This window comes from Lachnospiraceae bacterium (assembly GCA_025758065.1).
Taxonomy (GTDB): Bacteria; Bacillota; Clostridia; order Lachnospirales; family Lachnospiraceae; genus Enterocloster.
In genome coordinates this window covers 973,723-993,690 of record CP107199.1, presented here as the reverse complement: position 1 = coordinate 993,690, position 19,968 = coordinate 973,723, and the positions used below count along the sequence as shown (strand labels likewise).

General features: G+C 43.5%; 20 protein-coding genes. 16 read left to right on the top strand and 4 right to left on the bottom strand.

Going from position 1 to position 19,968, the window contains the following annotated elements:
* Positions 1-14: 14 nt before the first annotated feature.
* The 4 genes from OGM16_04615 to OGM16_04600 form a co-directional block, all read right to left on the bottom strand.
* A complete protein-coding gene (locus tag OGM16_04615) occupies positions 15-560 on the bottom strand; it encodes an NADH peroxidase (GenBank protein ID UYJ47561.1) in 546 nt (181 codons plus the stop codon).
* A 182-nt stretch (positions 561-742) separates the two neighbouring features.
* Positions 743-1,162 (bottom strand): transcriptional repressor, encoded by a 420-nt coding sequence (locus tag OGM16_04610; protein ID UYJ47560.1) that lies wholly within the window; start codon positions 1,160-1,162, stop codon positions 743-745.
* 156 nt (positions 1,163-1,318) lie between these two features.
* Positions 1,319-2,302 (bottom strand): LysR family transcriptional regulator, encoded by a 984-nt coding sequence (locus tag OGM16_04605; protein ID UYJ47559.1) that lies wholly within the window; start codon positions 2,300-2,302, stop codon positions 1,319-1,321.
* Complete coding sequence (locus tag OGM16_04600) at positions 2,299-3,075, bottom strand: phosphatase (GenBank protein ID UYJ47558.1); 777 nt, start codon at positions 3,073-3,075, stop codon at positions 2,299-2,301. The genes OGM16_04605 and OGM16_04600 overlap by 4 nt, the downstream gene beginning before the upstream one ends.
* Positions 3,076-3,388: 313 nt before the next feature.
* On the opposite strand from OGM16_04600, the gene OGM16_04595 reads away from it, so the two are divergent.
* The 16 genes from OGM16_04595 to OGM16_04520 all read left to right on the top strand — a co-directional run bounded on the left by OGM16_04595 (position 3,389) and on the right by OGM16_04520 (position 19,670).
* Positions 3,389-4,153: a S1 RNA-binding domain-containing protein gene (locus OGM16_04595; protein UYJ47557.1), complete on the top strand. Its 765-nt coding sequence runs from the start codon at positions 3,389-3,391 to the stop codon at positions 4,151-4,153.
* Positions 4,154-4,165: 12 nt separating this feature from the next.
* A complete protein-coding gene (locus OGM16_04590; GenBank protein ID UYJ47556.1) occupies positions 4,166-4,834 on the top strand; it encodes a GTP pyrophosphokinase family protein in 669 nt (222 codons plus the stop codon).
* Positions 4,831-6,636 (top strand): glycerophosphodiester phosphodiesterase, encoded by a 1,806-nt coding sequence (locus tag OGM16_04585; GenBank protein UYJ47555.1) that lies wholly within the window; start codon positions 4,831-4,833, stop codon positions 6,634-6,636. The genes OGM16_04590 and OGM16_04585 overlap by 4 nt, the downstream gene beginning before the upstream one ends.
* Positions 6,637-6,648: 12 nt before the next feature.
* On the top strand, positions 6,649-7,101 hold the full coding sequence (gene dtd / locus OGM16_04580) for a D-aminoacyl-tRNA deacylase (protein ID UYJ47554.1): 453 nt from the start codon (positions 6,649-6,651) through the stop codon (positions 7,099-7,101).
* An 84-nt stretch (positions 7,102-7,185) separates the two neighbouring features.
* The gene (locus OGM16_04575) at positions 7,186-7,554 is read left to right on the top strand and encodes a DUF3783 domain-containing protein (GenBank protein UYJ47553.1); all 369 of its coding nucleotides are present in this window, start codon (positions 7,186-7,188) and stop codon (positions 7,552-7,554) included.
* Positions 7,554-8,951: a VWA-like domain-containing protein gene (locus OGM16_04570; GenBank protein UYJ47552.1), complete on the top strand. Its 1,398-nt coding sequence runs from the start codon at positions 7,554-7,556 to the stop codon at positions 8,949-8,951. Before OGM16_04575 ends, OGM16_04570 begins: the two co-directional genes overlap by 1 nt.
* Before the next feature lie 89 nt (positions 8,952-9,040).
* Entirely contained in the window at positions 9,041-10,552 is a 1,512-nt protein-coding gene (locus tag OGM16_04565) for an AAA family ATPase (protein UYJ47551.1), read from the top strand.
* Positions 10,549-11,922, top strand: coding sequence for an MATE family efflux transporter (locus tag OGM16_04560; protein ID UYJ47550.1), 1,374 nt, complete (start codon positions 10,549-10,551; stop codon positions 11,920-11,922). Before OGM16_04565 ends, OGM16_04560 begins: the two co-directional genes overlap by 4 nt.
* 54 nt (positions 11,923-11,976) lie before the next feature.
* Positions 11,977-12,837, top strand: a complete 861-nt coding sequence (locus tag OGM16_04555; GenBank protein UYJ47549.1) for a DMT family transporter — start codon at positions 11,977-11,979, stop codon at positions 12,835-12,837.
* A 42-nt stretch (positions 12,838-12,879) separates the two neighbouring features.
* Positions 12,880-13,596: an MBL fold metallo-hydrolase gene (locus OGM16_04550; GenBank protein UYJ47548.1), complete on the top strand. Its 717-nt coding sequence runs from the start codon at positions 12,880-12,882 to the stop codon at positions 13,594-13,596.
* Between the two features lie 69 nt (positions 13,597-13,665).
* Complete coding sequence (locus OGM16_04545; protein ID UYJ47547.1) at positions 13,666-14,946, top strand: dihydroorotase; 1,281 nt, start codon at positions 13,666-13,668, stop codon at positions 14,944-14,946.
* A 264-nt stretch (positions 14,947-15,210) separates the two neighbouring features.
* Entirely contained in the window at positions 15,211-16,083 is an 873-nt protein-coding gene (locus OGM16_04540; protein UYJ47546.1) for an amino acid ABC transporter substrate-binding protein, read from the top strand.
* Positions 16,084-16,264: 181 nt separating this feature from the next.
* Complete coding sequence (gene tnpA / locus OGM16_04535; GenBank protein ID UYJ47545.1) at positions 16,265-16,681, top strand: IS200/IS605 family transposase; 417 nt, start codon at positions 16,265-16,267, stop codon at positions 16,679-16,681.
* Between the two features lie 13 nt (positions 16,682-16,694).
* Positions 16,695-17,951: a transposase gene (locus OGM16_04530; protein ID UYJ47544.1), complete on the top strand. Its 1,257-nt coding sequence runs from the start codon at positions 16,695-16,697 to the stop codon at positions 17,949-17,951.
* 263 nt (positions 17,952-18,214) lie between these two features.
* Positions 18,215-18,874 carry an amino acid ABC transporter permease gene (locus OGM16_04525; protein UYJ47543.1) on the top strand — a complete coding sequence of 220 codons (660 nt, stop codon included), beginning with the start codon at positions 18,215-18,217 and terminating at the stop codon, positions 18,872-18,874.
* Positions 18,875-18,905: 31 nt separating this feature from the next.
* The gene (locus tag OGM16_04520) at positions 18,906-19,670 is read left to right on the top strand and encodes an amino acid ABC transporter ATP-binding protein (GenBank protein UYJ47542.1); all 765 of its coding nucleotides are present in this window, start codon (positions 18,906-18,908) and stop codon (positions 19,668-19,670) included.
* Positions 19,671-19,968 lie beyond the last annotated feature (298 nt).

Sequence of the window (19,968 nt, the reverse complement as noted above, 5' to 3'; positions counted from 1 at the left end):
TTTATCAAAGCGGATCAGCCAAAGTATCTCTTTAACAGACCCTCGAATGCTCTGCCATGACGAGCTTCATCTTTAGCCATCTCATGAACGGTGTCATGGATCGCATCCAGGTTAGCTGCTTTTGCTCTCTTAGCCAGGTCAAATTTACCAGCAGTAGCGCCGTTCTCAGCAGCAACTCTCATTTCCAGATTCTTCTTGGTAGATGGGGTAACAACTTCACCTAACAGTTCAGCAAACTTAGCCGCATGCTCAGCTTCTTCGTAAGCTGCCTTCTCCCAGTACAGGCCGATCTCAGGATAGCCTTCTCTGTGAGCAACACGAGCCATAGCCAGATACATACCAACCTCTGAACACTCACCTTCAAAGTTAGCTCTTAAATCAGCCATGATATCTTCTGGGGAACCCTGGGCAACACCTACTTCATGTTCACATGCCCAAGAGATCTCATCAGCAGCCTGCTCTTTGAACTTGGAAGCAGGAACGCCGCACTGTGGACATTTTTCAGGTGGATTTTCTCCTTCATAAACATAACCGCATACTGTACAAACCCATTTCTTCATAATGATATTCTCCTTTTCTCTTTTAGATTAAATTTAATAGTATAGGAAACCAGATTTTTCTGGTCACCGTAATATTTTTTCTTGTAATCAATAATAGTAATGATTACTGATATTAATATAATACATTTCTTTTAAATTGTCAAGAGAAATTCTCATTTATTTCTCTTTTTATCCAGTGCTTTTTAGCTGCTTTTTTTAAGAGTATTTTCCGTCTTGTCTTTTTCCATGCACTGATAGCAGTGGCCATAAAATAAAATAGAATGGCTGTCGATCTTTCCGGGGGCTTTTGACTGGACAGAAGCATTCAGACCGGTCATCTCATCCAAATCGATATCGTAGACCTGTCCGCATTCCCTGCATACAAAATGATAGTGAGGTGCGGCATTTCCATCGTAGTGATCCGGACCGTTTCCGCAGGTCAGTTTCAGGATTTCACCCGTCTCCACCAGCAGGTTCAGGTTTCTGTATACAGTCCCCAGACTGATATTTGGAAATTCTTCGCGGATGCTGGCGTATAGGGCGTCTGCCGTGGGATGATCGCGTCTGCTCATCAGGTTGGCTTTGATGGATTCTCTCTGACGGCTATACTTTAATGTTTTCATAGGCGTCTCCTTAATGATAAAACTTAATAACAATAATTGTTACTGTTTTAATATAACAAAAAAGAAAGGAAAAGTCAAGGGGGAGATTTCCTTTCTTTTGACAGGCAGCTGTAACAACAGGATGATTACAATAAATTGCAGACAGATGCCAGGGAGTTATACATCTGTACTTAAGGGCAGTCCGGCAGCGGACGGAATATGCTCCAGGGCAGTACGGATAAACTCATGGGTTGCCCGGGACATGTAATGTCCTTTGTGATATCCGATGGCCAGTGTACCATGGGCTCTTGGGTAGTTTAAAGAAAACAGGTTAAGACCTGCCTGTTTCATCAGGGAGTCATGGTAAGCCTTTAAGTTTTGTTTGGAGGACATGAACATACGGGGATAAAAGGTGATCCCCATTCCCTGTACACTTAAAGCAAGTACTGTTTCAATATTTTCTGTTTCCAGTACAATGTGTGGAGTGATCTGCGTATCTTCAAAGAGCTCGTCTGCAATGGTACGCACCCGGTTTCCTTTTTTTAACAGGACAAAGGGGCAATTTTCTAAAAGCCGTACGTCAGCAGACTGGTACAGTTTTTTCTTGATCTCTTCAAAACGGTCCGGATAGGCCTTGTGGATCACTTCGTCGGGAACAATTAAAAGGATCTCTTCCCGGCAGATGGGTACAGTAGCTACATTTTCCGCTGTAAAAGGAAGAAGGTCGATCATCAGGTCAATATTTCCGTGGAGAAGGTCATTTGCCAGTTCACTGGAATTTCCCTCCACCAGATGCAGTTCAATTCCCGGAAATTCCCTTTGATAGGTAGGAAGGATCTCAGGAAGGATAAAACGTCCTCTGGTATGGGAAACACCAATAGAAAGCTGGCCGGTAGAGAAATCCTTAATATCAGAGATTTCCTTATAGGTCTCGTCTTTTAAGTCCAGAAGCTGTCTGGCCCGGGTCTGAAGGGCCTGTCCCGCATAGGTCAGTGTCAGTGGTGAAGTACGGTTAAACAAAACAACGTCAAATTCCTTTTCCAGGTTGGAAATATGGTTGCTTAATGACTGCTGGGAGATATAAAGGCGTTTGGCAGCGCGGGTAAAGTTTAACTCTTCGGCAGCTACCAGAAAATATTCCAGGTTCAGAAAGTTGATCATAGGGCAGTGTTCCTTTCGGCAGCTTTTCGGAATGCTTCATTTTCAGCAAGGAGCTGTTTTAATTTTGGAATATAGGCGGCAGCTTTTTCTAAAGAAGTATTGACGATCAATTCTTCAGGAAAGCCGGTTTCCTCTAAAAGTGCATGAGCCAGAGTATGATTTCCCACATCTGCTTCGCAATGGGCGTCACTGTCAATGATAATAGAAGTGCCATAGCGCATACACGCTGTTAAAAGCTCTTTATAATTTTCTCCTGCACCTTTGCGGGCACCTAAAGGATTTAAGGAAGCATTATTTACTTCCAGCAATTTATGGTTTCTGGCGGCTGCCTTTGCCACTTCTGCCCAGTCAGCAGGCAGTCTGGAATCATCAGGATGTCCTATGATATTTACATAAGGATTTTCCATTACATTCAGATAAGCCCGTGTATAATCGGCAACAGAGCCGTTATTGTCAATACAGGGAGTGTGAAGGCTGGCAACTGCATAGTCGATCTTCTTTAAATAATATTCACTCAGATCTATATTTCCATCAAAATCCAGGATGTTCAGTTCCGCGCCCATAAGCACAGGCACACCCCGGATCACTTTTGGGATCACCTTAAAATTGGTAAAATAAAATTCGTGGCAGGTGCCTGGCATAGCAGGGGCATGTTCCGTACAGCCGTAAAGTGCCAGTCCATTATCAGCTGCAGCCTGTGCCATTTCATATAAAGTATTGTAAGCATGGCCACTGGCAATAGTATGTGTGTGAAGGTCTAAAATATCTTTCATGGATGTAAAATACCTCTTAAATTAGAAAATTATATGTTTTTTGGAATCTTTCTGTACTGAATCAAGTATAGCATAGCAAATTAAGGGAGAAAAGGGCGAAAAAAAGAAAAAACTGACGCAATTTTCCAAATAAAACGGTGGAAATATAAGTGCCATATAAGATATAATGTAATGAGTGAAGGGAAAAACAAGCGGCTGCGAAGCAGACATTTGTTTTTCACGAACCATTAACGAGTGAACCCGTCTGCAAAGCAGACAGTAGAGCGCAGGTTCATAAGTTACGCTGGAAAATAGAATGGCGGAGGAAAAAATAATGAGTGAAGAAATGAACAAACAGCAGGAAGCAGAAGTAAAAGCAGAGGCACCGGCAGAGACCATGGAAGATTATGCAGCAGAGCTGGAAGCTTCTTATAAGGCATTTGATGAAAGACATTTTGAGCTTCCGGAGGCAGATGATGCAGAAGGGGAAAAGTGGGCAGAGTTTGCACAGATGATGGCTGATCGCACCATTGTAAAGGTTAAGATCACAGAAGCTGTAAAAGGCGGTGTTGTCGCATTTGTAGATGAAGTAAGAGCATTTATCCCGGCATCCCAGTTATCTGCAGAGTATGTTGAAAAGCTGGAAGACTGGCAGGGAAAGAGTATTGAAACAGTGATCATTACCGTTGATCCGGAAAAGAAGAGACTGGTGCTTTCCGGCCGCGAAGTTGAAAAGGAGAAAAAGGCAGAAGCACGCAAAGAGCGTCTGGCTCAGTTTAAGGCCGGAGATGTAGTAGAAGGAACCGTAGACAGTATTAAAGATTATGGTGCATTTGTAAAGCTTGCAGATGGCATTGATGGACTGGTACACATTTCCCAGATCAGCACCCAGCGTATCAAGCATCCAGGCGCAGTTTTAAAAGAGGGACAGACTGTAAAAGTAAAGATCTTATCTATTGCAGACGGAAAGATCAGTCTGAGCATGAAGGCTCTGATCCAGCAGGAAACTGAGGAAGAAGAACACGAAACATTTGATTATAAAGAAACAGCCTCTGCTACAACAGGACTGGGAGATCTGTTAAAAGGACTGAAGCTGTAGAAAGGGGCCTAAATGTCAGTGATCCCCAAAACCAGTGATCAGGTGGACCAGTGGCGGTCGGTGATGTTTCTTTATGATTCGGCTTTAAAGAAGCTGAATACGAAAATAGAAATATTAAACAATGAATTTGTAAACCGCTACGATCATAACCCGATCGAACATATTAAATCCAGACTGAAGACAGCAGACAGCATTGTAAAAAAGCTGAAAAAAGACGGATGCGAAGTGACCATCGACAATATGATGAACCATTTAAGCGATATTGCCGGTATCCGCATTATCTGTTCTTTTACTTCTGATATTTACCAGATTGCAGAAATGATCGCGGCCCAGGGTGATGTTACAGTGATCCATGTAAAAGACTATATTAAGAATCCAAAGCCCAACGGATACAAAAGCTACCATATGGTAGTAACCGTACCGGTCTATCTTACAGATGGGCCGGTAGAAACAAAGGTGGAGATCCAGATCCGCTCTGTAGCTATGGATTTCTGGGCCAGCTTAGAGCACAAGATAGCCTATAAGTTTGAAGGCAATGCACCGGAAGGATTGCTGCACGAGTTAAAAGACTGTGCAGATGTGGTAGATATGCTGGATAAAAAGATGTTTTCTTTGAATGAGGCGATCACCGCCTATGCAAAAGAACATCAGGAGACAGACCCGGATCGGGAACAGATATGAAATTATTTTTGAAACTTACAGATGAAGTGATCAAACAGAACCTGCGCCAGCTGGTATTATTTACGTTTTTATACCGGCTGGTCGCAGGTATATTCTATATTAAAACAGTAAACAGTATTTTAAGGTTCTCACTGCATATGGCGGGGTACAGCTACCTTACCACAGGCAATCTGAGGGCTTTTCTGCTGCGCCCTGTTACTGTTTTTGCTGTTATCTTTATCCTGTTTTTAGGAATGGCATTTATGCTGATCGAAACAGGAGCCATGATAACAGCCTATCATTCTTCTATTTATTTAAGAGGGATAAATGTTGTATCCGTTTTTTTAGGCGGAATGGGAGCAGCAGTGAATGAATTTCGGAAAAAAAACTGGCGGCTGTTATTTGCTGTCCTTGGAAATTATATTTTGATGAACTGCTATTTTCTTGTGCGTATACTGACTCGCATGAAACCGGTAAATTTCGTATTATACGAAATCTTACATACCGCAGGGACCAGAATGGCACTGGTAGTGGGAAGTGTCTTTCTCACTGTTTTTTCTGTACCTGCCATGATGGTATTTTTTGCCTGTATGCTGGAACAGAAAAATTTTAAGGACGGGATTGCAGAAAGCAGGAGGATCTTAAAAGGAAAATGGCCAAGGGCCGTACTGCTTTTAGTAGTGTTAAACCTGTTTCTTATTTTAGGACTGGTCCTTACATACGGTGTAGTGATGGTGATAGCAGCGGTCCTGGTGACTTTATTTGCAAAGGCTTATACAGCCACAGCTGTAATGGCCACAGTTAGTTACCGCATTGAATGGCTGCTGCTGTTTATAGGTTCTGCGGTGGCAGTTGTAACAGATTTTGGCGCAATGACGGTATTGTATCATCAGTTTGGCGGCGCGTCACCGATCCCGGTAAATGAATACGATTTTCCAAAAAACCAGGAAGGTTATTCCAGAAAACGGTGGTTTTTTACATTGACAGCTGTTCTTTCAGGAATTTCTGCTTTTATGGTCTTTGATATGGTGTACAATGGAAATTCCCCGGATCAGGCGATTTTGTCCCAGGTGGAGATCACAGCCCACAGAGGCAGTTCTAAACATGCTCCGGAAAATACCATGGCGGCGATCAAAGCAGCTATTGATGAAATGGCAGATTACAGTGAGATTGATGTGCAGCTGTCAGAAGACGGTGTGCCTGTGGTCTGTCATGACTTGAACCTGGCCCGTGTGGCTGGTGTGGACGTGTCCCTGAAAAACCTTACCTTTGACCAGCTGGAGCAGCTGGATGTGGGAAGCCATTTCAGTTCCCAGTTTGCAGGAGAGAAGATCCCGTCTCTGGAAGAGGTTCTGGAAGCCTGCAAAGGACATATCCGCTTAAATATCGAATTAAAAAGCATAGGCGCGAAAAGCCCACTTCCTGAAGCGGTGGCAGAAATGATCCGGAAAATGGAAATGGAAGATCAGTGTGTGATCACTTCAGTTTCCCTGGATTATCTGAAACGCATAAAGGAAGCAGAGCCGGAGTTAAAGACAGGTTATATTCTGGCTGCAGCCTATGGCTCTTATTATAAAAATGAATTTGTGGATTTTATCAGTATCCGATCCAGTCTGGTGACAAAAAAACAGATCCAGGCAGCTCATGAATACGGTAAAGCGATCCACGTATGGACGGTAAACAGCCGTTCGGAGATTGAACAGATGGCTCTTATAGGTGTGGATAATATTATTACCGATTATCCTGCAAGAGCAAAAGAAGTGCTGTATCAGCCGGATGTGGCGAAGAATTTATTAGCATATATCCGGATGGTGATGAAATAGGAGGAAAATACATTGAGAGCAGTATTGCAGAGAGTGGCCAGAGCAAGTGTCACAGTAGAAGGAGAGGTTCTGGGAAAAATTGGAAAAGGATTTATGATCCTGTTAGGCGTAGAAGATGCAGATACAGAGGAGATCACCGACAAGATGGCGGACAAGATCTGCAAGCTGCGTATTTTTGAAGATGAAAATGGAAAAACAAATTTAAGCCTGGCAGATGTAGGGGGAGAATTACTGGTGATCAGCCAGTTTACGCTTTATGCAGACTGCAAAAAGGGCAACCGCCCAAGCTTCGTAAAAGCAGGTGCGCCGGATATGGCAGAACGTTTATACGAACATTTTATGGACCGGTGCAGAAACTATGTGGATGTAGTGGAAAAGGGGCAGTTTGGCACAGATATGAAGGTGGAGCTGTTAAATGACGGACCATTTACGCTGATGTTGGAAAGTGAGCAGCTTTTTAAATAAACGGCGCGGTCAATAGAAAGGACAGTTATCTTAGAAAGGACAGTCATGGAACTGGTGTTATATTACAGTACGGGAGATCCCCGAATGAAAAAACAGGAAATGATGATGAAAAGCGTTCTGGTGCGTATGGGAGTGAAGATACGCAATGTGGCCCCGGACCAGGTGATGGAATCAGTAGGATATCTGGCAGGTGTACCGGGCTTTGAAAAAAGGGAAGTATTACAGCAGCCGGAAGCAGAAGAAAAAATACCCCAGATCACAGAGCAGATGCTGGTAATGAAGGACTTTACCAGCCGGCGTATTGATACTTTGCTTTTGAATCTGCGTAAGGCGAAAGTGCCGAAGATCAATTTAAAAGCTATTGTTACAGAGCAGAATGCAGGCTGGAGCTTTTATCATCTTTATGAAGAGATCGGGGAAGAACACCGCAGGATGAATGGAGGCGCACAGTAATGGAAAGTCCCACCAGGCAGAGGCAGCTTGAAGAACTAGATCAGGTAGAGCTTTGTACCCGTATTTTGTACCAGTCACGGAATGAATTGTATGTAAATATGCATTTTCTGGATGTATCTTTAAGCAGTCTGGGCTTTGAAGCAGACTGGAACAGAAAGGGGATCGCCTGTGACGGGGCAGTGATCTATTATGGTCCTGCATTTATTTTAGACCTTTACAAAAAGGGGCGTCAGGTGGTAAACCGTTATTATCTCCATGCATTATTCCACTGTCTGTTCTGCCATCTGTATACAAGAAAAGGCAGAGAGAAGGAAATGTGGGATCTGGCCTGTGATATTGCCATGGAATCTGTACTGGATGGAATGTATGAAAAATGCATCCACATCCCCCAAAGTCCTTTGAGAAGAGAAACTTATCTGCGTATCCGCAGGTTTTTAACGGGAAACAGGACCGCAGGTGCTTCCAGCGAGGAGGAACGGAATATCGTTCTTACAGCTGAGCGGGTCTATCATGCCCTTATGGAAATGGCTCTTCCGGAGAGAAGATTACGCCAGCTTCAGGCAGAATTTCATTTAGATGACCATGATCTGTGGGAGCAGGAAGCAGATCCATCGGCTGCCATGACCAGGCAGAACCAGTGGAATGACAACAGGGAGCGGATGCAGACCCAGATGGAGACTATGGGATCTGAGGAAGAGTCAGAGAATGAACAGAGCCTGCTGGATTCTATTCAGGTGGAAAATGAAGAACGGTATGATTACCGGCAGTTTTTAAGGAAATTTGCGGTCCTGCGGGAAGAAATGCAGACAGATCCGGATTCCTTTGATCAGGCATTTTACACATACGGCCTTTCCCTTTATGGGAATATGCCTCTTATAGAACCTTTGGAGACCAGAGAGGTGCAAAGGATCGAGCAATTTGTTATTGTCATTGATACCAGTATGTCCTGCTCAGGGGAGCTGGTACAGTGGTTTTTAGAGGAAACCTATGATGTGCTTTCCCAGTCGGAGACTTATTTCAGAAAAGTGCAGATCCATGTGATCCAATGTGATGACAAGGTGCAGTCAGATGTGGTCCTTACCTGCGCTGATGACCTGAAATCCTATATGGAGCATTTTCAGATCAAAGGATATGGAGGAACAGATTTCAGACCGGCTTTTGAGTATGTAAATACTTTAAAGGCAATGGGGCAGTTAAATGGGCTGAAGGGACTTATTTATTTTACAGACGGAAAAGGTATTTATCCGGTGGCGGCACCGGTTTACGATACGGCTTTTGTGTTTATCAGGGAGAGGTTTTGCGAAGAAGGGTTTCCGGCATGGGCTATGCGGGTAGTGTTAGATGATAATGAGTGCAGGCAAAAACAAGCGGCTGCGTCAGCAGACATTTGTTTTTGACAAGCTATTAACGAGCAGACCGCCTGCGTAAGCAGGCAGTAGAGTGCGCCAGCACGGGGTTCGTGAGTATAAAGAAAGGAACAGATCCAGTGAATATTAAACGAGCGAAAGAAGAGATAAAAGATACCATTGCAGCTTATCTTTTAAAAGATGAGTTTGGAGAATATAAGATCCCGGCGATCCGTCAGAGACCGGTACTGCTTATCGGCCCCCCTGGAGTAGGAAAGACCCAGATCATGGAGCAGATCGCCAGAGAATGTGAGATCGGCCTGGTGGCTTATACCATTACTCATCATACACGGCAAAGTGCAGTGGGACTGCCCTTTATCCAGCATAAAATTTATGGTGGGAAAGAATATTCTGTTACAGAATATACCATGAGCGAGATCATTGCTTCTGTGTATGACCGCATACGGGAAACCGGTTTAAAAGAAGGTATTCTTTTTATTGATGAGATAAACTGCGTGTCAGAGACGCTGGCACCTACCATGCTCCAGTTTTTACAGTGCAAGACCTTTGGAAGCCATAAGGTGCCGGAAGGCTGGATCATCGTGGCAGCGGGAAATCCGCCGGAATACAATAAATCCGTCCGGGAATTTGATGTAGTCACATTGGACCGTATTAAAAAGATCATCATTGAACCAGATCTGGCAGTATGGAAGGAATATGCTTATGCCCAGAATATCCACCCGGCGATCATGTCTTATCTGAATATCCGTCCCCAGTATTTTTGCACAGTGGAAACTACTGTAGACGGAAAAAGGTTTGCCACTCCAAGAGGCTGGGAAGACTTGTCCCAGCTGATCCAGGTATATGAGTCATTGGGGAAGAAAGCGGACAGGGATGTAGTAGGACAATACCTGCAGCATCCTAAGATCGCCAAGGATTTTGCCAATTATCTGGAGCTTTATTATAAATATCAGGATCAGTACCAGGTAGATGAGATCCTTTCCGGCACAATAAGAGAAGAGATCTGTGATAAACTGGATAAAGCTTCCTTTGACGAGCGTATGGCGGTAACAGGTCTGCTTCTTGCAAAGCTGACGGACGGATTCAAGGCATTAAAGCTTATGAATGCAGAAATGACTCTTTTGATGGCACAGTTAAAGCAGTTTAAAAAAGAATCAGATGGGGCAGATGTTCATGGGCCGGCTCCGGTCATGATCTTAGAAAGCATCGGTGCTGAGTTAGAAAGCATCCGTATCCATAAAAAAGAGAGCGGACTTTCAGACCGCACACAGGACCGTATCTACCGGAAGGTGAAAGAGGCATTGGAGCAGTACGTACAGCAGATGAAGGCATTGTCCTTACAGGAGAAGGAGGATAGCTGGAACTGGCTGCGGCAGCAGTTTATGGAAAAAAGCGATGCCTATGAGGAGAAAAAGGAGTCCTGCGGTAAACAGTTAGAGCATGCCTTTGACTTTATGGAAGCAGCCTTTGCAAATGGTCAGGAACTGGTGATCTTTGTGACCGGTTTAAATACTGGGGAAGCCAGTGTAGAGTTTTTAAAGGAATATAATTGTGAACGTTACTACCGCTATAACAGAGAGCTCCTGTTTGATGACCAGGAGAGCAGAATGAAAGAAGTGCTTGAAAAATGATGATGAAAAAAGAGAAAACAGCAGGGAAAGCAAAAACTGTGGGGACTCTTTTTACAGGGGATGATCTGAAAAAACTGATCTTTCCTCTGATCATTGAGCAGATACTGGCGGTTTCCGTTGGTATGGTGGATACTATGATGGTTTCCAGTGCAGGAGAAGCAGCTACTTCCGGTGTTTCTCTGGTAGATATTATCAATGTACTTATTATCAATATTTTTGCTGCTGTGGCAACTGGCGGTGCAGTAGTTACATCCCAGTTTCTGGGACAGAAGCGAAAAGATAAGGCATGTCAGTCGGCAGACCAGCTGATCCTGGTAACAGGAGTGGTTGCGCTGGTGATTATGGCTTTAAGCATTCTGCTGCGCTGGCAGATCTTAAACCTCATTTATAAGGGTGTTACAGAAGAGGTAATGAAAAATGCAGTGATCTATCTGACTATTTCAGCCATTTCTTACCCGTTTTTAGCTGTGTACAATTCCTGTGCGGCGCTGTTCAGGTCTATGGGAAATTCAAAAATATCCATGCAGGCGTCTATTATCATGAATGTGATCAATGTGATCGGCGATGCACTGTTTATCTTCGGATTCCACTGGAGTGTGGCAGGCGCTGCAGGTGCGTCACTGATCTCCCGTATGATCGCCTGTTTCATTCTTATGTGGAGACTGAGGGATCCGAAGCTGGACATCCGTATTGGCACGACTAAAGGTGTAAATATGCGTATGATAAAGCAGATCCTGCATATCGGTATTCCTAATGGCATTGAAAACAGCATTTTCCAGCTGGGTCGTGTGCTTACAGTGAGTATTATCGCCATGTTTGGTACGACACAGATCGCTGCAAATGCCATTGCAAATAACTTAGACAGTATGGGAGTTCTGCCGGGAACAGCCATGTGTCTGGCGATCATTACTGTAGTGGGACGCTGTGTGGGAGCCGGTGATTTTGAACAGGCAGAATATTATGCAAAAAAAATGATGAAGCTGACTTATATCATCAACGGAATCTGCTGCCTGGTGGTGATCCTTACCATGCCTGTTACTTTGCGGTTGTATGGAGTTTCAGGGGAAACAAGACATTTAGGAGCTGTTCTGGCCCTGATCCATAATGGCTGCGCTATCTTTTTATGGCCGGCAGGTTTCTGCCTTCCAAATGTGATGCGTGCAGCTAATGATGTAAAATTTCCGATGTGTGTATCCATTGCATCTATGTTCATTTTCCGTATCGGTTTAAGCTATGTGACCGGTGTAGCCTGGGGGATGGGGGCTATTGGTGTGTGGATCGCCATGATCATAGACTGGATCGTACGCATTACCTTCTTTGCAATACGGTTTTTCAGCGGAAAGTGGAAAACCTTTTATCACGGTGAATAAACGATAGAGGAATTTCAGGATTTAAGAGAACATTAGGGATAAAGGAGAGGAGTCATGAATTCCAAGACAAAAGGTATTTTATGTATTGTGACAGCGGCATTTTGTTTTGCTTTTATGTCGCTGTGCGTCCGGCTGGCGGGAGATCTGCCATCTATGCAGAAGATATTGTTCCGTAATCTGCTTGCATTTTTTATTGTAGGCGCAGGTTTGGTCCGCAAGCCGGAAAAGCTGGAAATACACAAGGGGGATCTTAAATTTTTGTTCCTGCGTTCTATCTGCGGAACAGTTGGTATTGTATGCAATTTTTATGCCATTGACCACCTAGTGCTTTCCGATGCCAATATGTTAAATAAGCTGTCTCCTTTCTTCACCATTATTTTTTCTTATTTTCTTTTAAAAGAAAGACTGACCCTGTTTCAGGGAATTGCAGTTGTAGTAGCATTTATGGGAGCATTATTTATCATCAAACCTACAGGAAATATGACGGATCCGGCAGCGCTTATTGGAATGCTGGGGGGTGCGGGAGCCGGTGCAGCCTATAGCTTTGTGCGTGTACTGGGAAAAAGAGGGGTGAATGGAAAGCTGATAGTCATGTTTTTCTCAGCCTTTACCTGTGTGTTTGCACTGCCATTTCTCATTGGACATTTTGCTCCTATGAAATGGTGGCAGGTTGCAGCTATGATCGCAGCCGGATTTGGCGGTGCAGGCGGTCAGATCTTTGTGACGAAAGCATATTTTTATGCTCCGGCAAAAGAAATTTCTGTTTTTGACTATTCGCAGATCATGTTTTCAGCTCTTATGGGATTTCTGGTCCTGGGACAGAAGCCGGATATGCTTAGTCTTTGCGGATATATGATCATCTGTACTACGGCAGTCTGTATGTATTTTTATAATAAGAATCGGAGTATATTATGATGTCCTCTCGGAGAGAACATTGTGATGTCTGGAGGGGAGAACATGAAAGTTACTTATATCCACCACAGCAGTTTCCTTGTAGAAACTGATGAAAATTACTTTTTATTTGACTATTTTGAAGGAGAACTTCCGGAATTTAAGGAAGACAAGCCTCTTCTGGTTTTTGCCAGCCATCGGCATGGAGATCATTTTTCACCGGTGATCTTTGAATTAGCAGGAAAGCATAAAAAGACCGGTTTTGTACTTTCTGATGATATCTGGAAGCGGAGAGTGTCGGAAGAATTTCTTGGAAAAACCTATTTTACCGGTCCGGGAGAAGAACTGGAATTGACAGTACCTTTTACAGGAGAATCCGGTGTGAAGATCCGGGCTTTTAAATCCACAGATGAAGGTGTTGCGTTTCTGATCGAAACGGAAGGAAAGCGGATCTATCATGCAGGAGATCTGAACAACTGGGTATGGGCTGGAGAACCAGAAGCAGATAATAAGCGGATGAGTGAAAATTTCCATAAAGAGCTGGAGAAGATGAAGGGCATTCATATAGATGTGGCTTTTATGCTCCTTGATCCGAGACAGGAAAAGGATTTCTATCTGGGAATGGACGACTTTATGAAAATGGTGGGAGCCGATGTGGTGTTCCCTATGCATTTCTGGGGTGATTTTGAAGTAACAGACCGGTTTAAGGCACTGGAGTGTGCAAAAGACTATAAGGACCGGATCGTAAAGATCCATAAAAAGGGAGAACGTTTCCTGATATAGAAAACCGGCTGCAAAAGCAGGCACAGGAAAGACTTTGAGAATACATTTTAAGGAAGAGAGGATAAGAACATGCTGCTGATCAAAAACGGACGGGCGATCGACCCGGCAGGAAAAAAGGAAAGAAATGCTGATATTGTTGTAAAAGATGGAGAAATTGAAAAAATATATCCAGAAGGAACATTACCCCCAGAGGCAGAAGCAGCTGCGGATCAGGTGCTTGATGCAAAAGGCCTTGTAGTAGCACCAGGTCTGGTGGATGTCCATGTACATTTCCGTGATCCGGGACTGACTTACAAAGAAGATATCCATACAGGTGCTGCGGCTGCTGCCAGAGGAGGTTTTACCACTGTTGTGTGTATGGCGAATACAAAGCCTATTGTGGATAACGAAGAAACTCTTAGATACGTGCTGGAAGAAGGAAAGAAGACCGGTATCCATGTACTTAGCTGCGCTGCTGTTTCCAAGGGCTTTGAAGGAAAAGAAAGAACGGATATGGAAGGACTGTTAAAGGCTGGTGCAGCAGGCTTTACAGATGACGGTATCCCGTTAATGGACGGAATGTTTGTAAAAGAGGCTATGGAAGAGGCAGCCAGACTGGATACAGTTTTAAGCTTCCATGAAGAAGATAAAACCTTTATCAAACAGAACGGCATTAACCATGGTAAGGTATCTGAACAGCTGGGAATTTACGGATCCCCGGCGCTGGCAGAGGACTCTCTGGTAGCAAGAGACTGTATGATCGCACTGGCTACCGGTGCAAGGATCGATATCCAGCATATCAGTTCCGGTCATTCTGTGGAAATCGTACGCCTGGCGAAGAAAATGGGTGCAAATGTATGGGCTGAGGTAACACCACATCATTTTACCCTTACAGAAGATGCAGTTCTGGAACATGGCACTCTGGCAAAGATGAACCCGCCTCTGCGTACTGAGTGGGACCGCCAGATGCTCATTGAAGGCTTAAAAGACGGCACTATTGACATGATCGCCACAGACCATGCACCTCACAGCAAAGAGGAAAAAGAAAAGCCCATTACCGAAGCACCAAGTGGTATTACCGGCCTGGAAACATCTCTGGCACTTGGCATTACCAGCCTGGTAAAACCGGGATATCTGACTTTGATGGAGTTAATGGAAAAGATGAGCTTAAATCCTGCAAAGCTTTACAAATTAGACTGTGGCCGCTTAGAAGAAGGGGCAGCAGCTGATCTTGTGATCTTTGATGAAAATGAAAAGTGGGTAGTAGACGGATTTGCCTCCAAGGCAACCAACAGCCCGTTTCTGGGGGCAGAGCTGACTGGCAGAGTGAAGTACACGATCTGCGATGGGAAGGTTGTGTATAGGCAGTAATTGTAGTGTCTGTAATGCTGCCAATACCAGCGTGTCCTGTATGATGCATCATTTGTACCAGATTCTCATATACTTGCGAAAAAGGTCCACCGCTTTGTCGGCTGGACCTTTTTCAAATTTCCTCTTTACAAAAACACTTTAGTATGCTACCATGATAGCGTGTCAAAACGATAGCAGATTAACTCGCCTGCCACCTGTGTCAGCAGGAGGCGGAGCATGTAAGTGCGGGGGCGTGAGTTACGATATAAGAGGAGGAAACTTATTATGAAGAAAAGAGTTTTATGTGCAGCAATCGCATCTATGATGGTATTATCCATGGCAGCCTGCTCATCAGGCAGTACCGCTGCTACAACAGCTGAAACAAAGGCTTCTGAGGCAGAAACAACTACAGTGGCAGCTTCTTCTGAAAAAGCAGAAGATGCCACAGCTGCAGGTACAGAGGGCGGCACACTGATCGTTGGTTTCGACCAGGATTTCCCACCAATGGGATTTTTAGGAGATAACGGTGAGTACACCGGTTTTGACCTGGAACTGGCACAGGAAGTTGCAAAGCGCCTTGGTCTGGAATATCAGGCACAGCCAATTGCATGGGATGCAAAGGATATGGAACTGGAATCCGGAAACATTGATTGTATCTGGAATGGATTTACCATGACAGGCCGTGAAGATGATTACACATGGACAAAACCTTATATGGCAAATACCCAGGTATTTGTAGTAAGAAATGATTCCGGCATCGAAGGAAAAGACGGTCTTGCAGGCAAAGTAGTAGAGTGCCAGGCAGATTCTTCCGCAGAAGCAGCATTAAAAGAAGATCCGGATCTAACTTCCACCTTTGGACAGCTTTTGACCACCGCTGATTACAACACAGCATTTATGGATCTGGAGCAGGGCTCTGTAGATGCCATTGCCATGGACGTGATCGTAGCAGGATATCAGATCAAACAGAGAAATGCAGATTTCACTATTTTAGATGATTCCCTTTCCGCAGAAGAGTACGGCGTAGGCTTCAAAAAGGGCAATACTGAGTTAAGAGATAAGGTTCAGGCAACTCTGGAAGATATGGCAAAAGACGGAACCATGAAAGAGATTTCTGAAAAGTGGTTTGGTGAAGACGTTACTACCATTGGAAAGTAATAGGTTTCAGGCCTGAAACAGATATAAGTTGCAGTTTGGCTGAACTGTAAGAGATATGAATTTAGGATAATAAGCGAGAATCCTCGGTTATTCAATTGCCGAGATGAAAGCGTCTGAAATGCAAGCAAAATCGAAAATATGTTCGATTTTGCTTGCATTTCTTTCCATATAATAGTATACTATGTGTATGAAAGAGAATTTAATACATTCAAGAACTTGTGTATATAATATTAATTACCATGTGGTATGGTCTGTGAAATATCGCAGGAAAATTTTATCAGCAGAGATTGAGATTTATCTGAAAGAGCTGGTTCAGAAGATAGCATGCGATAAAGGTTTTACGGTTCATCTTTTTGAAGTTGGTGAAGGTGATCATATCCATTGCTTTGTTTCTGCACCGCCGAAACTGTCAGTGACAGATATTGTAAAGTATTTAAAAGGAATTACCGGAAGAAAACTCTTTGAAAAATATCCGGCGATCCGCCAGAAACTTTGGAAAGGTCAGCTTTGGAATCACTCATATTATGTAGAAACAATCGGTTCGGTGTCGGAAGAAAATATCCGACGCTATATCGAGCATCAGAGCAAATCTTACTAGAAGGAGGGAAAATATGCTGTTAACACATGAAACAACCATTGTATTAAATAAAAATGATGCAAATATTGTTGGACACATGTGTTATGCGGCTTACAAGCTTTGGAATGTTTGCAATTATGAAAGAAACAACTACAAAAATCTGGGATTGGAGAAATATCCTGACTGGTATTATCAGAAGTCCAAGCATAAAGATGATCTGTGGTTCAAATCACTCCCGTCACAGACTGCACAGGAAATCTGCAAGCTTTTGGACAAGTCATGGAAATCTTTTTACCGGTTAAAAGAAAGTGGAGGTATCGAGAATCCGGGAACACCAAGATATAAGAAAGATAAAATGCCGATTACGTATATGCAAAATGGTATTCAACATGAAAACGGATCTTATAATGTAAGACTTTCTTTACCAAAAAAGCTGAAGGAATATATGGCTCATACCTATGATATTCGTGCTGCATACCTTTATTTGAAAAATCCTGTTTTTTCAAACATGGATATCATAAAACAGATAAAAATATATCCTCCGGCAAATGACGGAACCAGCAGGATCCTTGTTATTTATGAGGTGGAAGATGTTTTGCCAGAAGAGGATAATGGACATTATCTGTCGATTGATCTGGGCTTGCATAATCTTATGACTTGTTATGATAATGTAGGGAAAACTTTTATTATTGGAAGGGAATATCTTTCTCTTTCTTATTTTTATAACAAGGAAATCGCGAGAGTCCAGTCACAATGGGGCCGGATCCAGGCTGCAAGGGAAATGGAGGATCTGAAAACATCTAAGCATCTGCAGAAACTCTATCGAAAGAAAAATGACTGTATCAAAGATTATATTCATAAGATGACACGATATATCACGAACTATTGTGTAAAGAATGATATTCATACAGTTGTAATTGGAGATATAAAGGGGATTTGTAAAGAGAGAAACCTGGGGAGGAAAACCAACCAGAAGCTTCACAGTTTGCCATATGCCCGTATCTATATGCAGTTAGAATATAAGCTTAAAATGAAAGGGATTTGCCTGATAAGACAGGAAGAAAGCTATTCCAGTCAATGTCCGCCGCAGTCAGAAGAAGTATCGCACATTTATGCAGAGAAAAGAAATCGAAAAAAGCGTGGCATCTACATTGTAGATACCGTGATCTACAATGCAGATGCAGTAGGAGCTTATAATATTTTGAAAAAGTATCATGCCGTATCCGGCAAAGAAATTGATATGCCCGTAACCGGGCTGAGCAGTACAAAAACAATAAAAGTAGCTGTGTAACCCATCTGGGTAGCAGTACGGGTGTCATGGACGCACCTCTGAAGCTATGGAGCTATGCTTCGTAATCAGATGCTCGGTAATTCAATTGCCGATGTAGTTCACGGGAGTGCAGTTAATCGCTGCGCCCCCTTGTTGAGTGTATATATTAAAAATGCGCTAGTGGCACATTTGAAGATTCTATGATATAGTATCTCTGAGAAACGTCCGCACCATGCGGACACAAAAAGAAACACGTAAGAAACATTTTGAAAGCAGGTACAGATATGGGTAAAATGACACTCCAGCAGATCCTTATGCAGCTTGCAGGAGGTATGGGAACCAGTATACAGATTTTTGCAGTGACCCTTGTTTTTTCACTGCCCTTAGGTCTTTTTGTGGCTTTAGGGCGTATGTCAAGAAATAAGATCCTTCAGGCGGTCATCAAAGTTTATATCTCCGTTATGCGTGGAACACCGCTGATGCTGCAGCTGCTGGTTGTTTATTTCGGCCCTTACTATATGTTTGGCATGCGTGTAAGCAACAGCTACCGTCTGTGGGCTGTATTTATCGGTTTTGTGATCAACTATGCAGCCTATTTTGCAGAGATCTATCGCAGCGGCATCCAGTCCATGCCGGTAGGACAGTATGAAGCAGCAAAGCTGTTAGGTTACAGTAAGTCACAGACATTTATCACCATTATTCTTCCACAGGTGATCAAGCGCATTCTTCCTTCTGTTACCAACGAAGTGATCACTTTGGTAAAAGACACTTCCCTGGCATTTACATTAAGTGTTATGGAAATGTTCACCACAGCAAAAGCGCTGGCTTCTTCCCAGGTAAGCATGATGCCTTTCGTTGCAGCAGGCATTTTCTATTATGTATTCAACCTGATCGTTGCCATGTTCCTTGAATGGCTGGAGAAGAAACTGGATTATTACCGTTAGTGTGTAATTATGTACAGGAGGAATATTGATAATGAAATTATTAGAGATCAATCATGTGGAAAAGTCATTTGATAATCTGACTGTCCTGAAAGATATATCATTAAGCGTGGAAGATGGCGAGATCGTTTCCATCATCGGACCGTCCGGCTCCGGAAAATCTACCTTGCTGCGCTGTGCCACCATGTTAGAGACTATGGACAGCGGTGAGATCCTTTATCTTGGAAAAAGGGCAGTATGGAGTGATGAAAGCGGAAAGCTGAACTACGCAGACAAAAAGGATTTAAAAGAGATCCAGAGCCAGTATGGTCTGGTCTTCCAGAACTTTAACCTGTTCCCACATTTTAGTGTGATTAAAAACATCACAGATGCCCCCATCCGGGTGCAGAAGCGCAATAAAGACGAAGTCTACAAAGAAGCAAGAGAGCTTCTTAAGAAAATGGGCCTGGAAGACAAAGAAGACGCCTATCCATGCCAACTCTCCGGCGGCCAGTGCCAGCGTGTAGCTATTGCAAGAGCCCTGGCATTAAAGCCAAAGATCCTTTTCTTTGACGAACCAACATCTGCCCTTGATCCGGAGCTGACAGGCGAGGTTTTAAAAGTCATTAAATCTTTAGCAGATCTGCATATCGCCATGGTCATCGTAACCCACGAAATGGCTTTCGCCAAAGACATTTCCCACAGAGTTATCTTTATGGCAGGCGGTGTCATTGTAGAAGAAGGAACACCGGAAAAGGTATTTGCTTCTGATAATGAAAGAACAAGGAATTTCCTTGGTAGGTATGGGAATTTGCTGTAGAGGTTATGCGTTCATTTAGATTCCTAAAAAATGTGCAAATGCACGAAAATTGGGATTTAGTTCAATAGGGTCCGAAAGGGCTCCTCCATGTATAAACGCATTCACGGCAATTTTGTCCATTTTGCTCCGCAGCCGATTAGTCAGGTCTCCGGCAAACTCGCTCACTGCGTTCGCTCAAACAGTGCCTCCAACCTGCCAGCTATGCTCACAAAATGGACAAAATTACCTACCGAATGCTTATCATACATGGAGGAGCCCTTTCTACTGTATTAGATATGTCACATAAAAAATGCCGTAC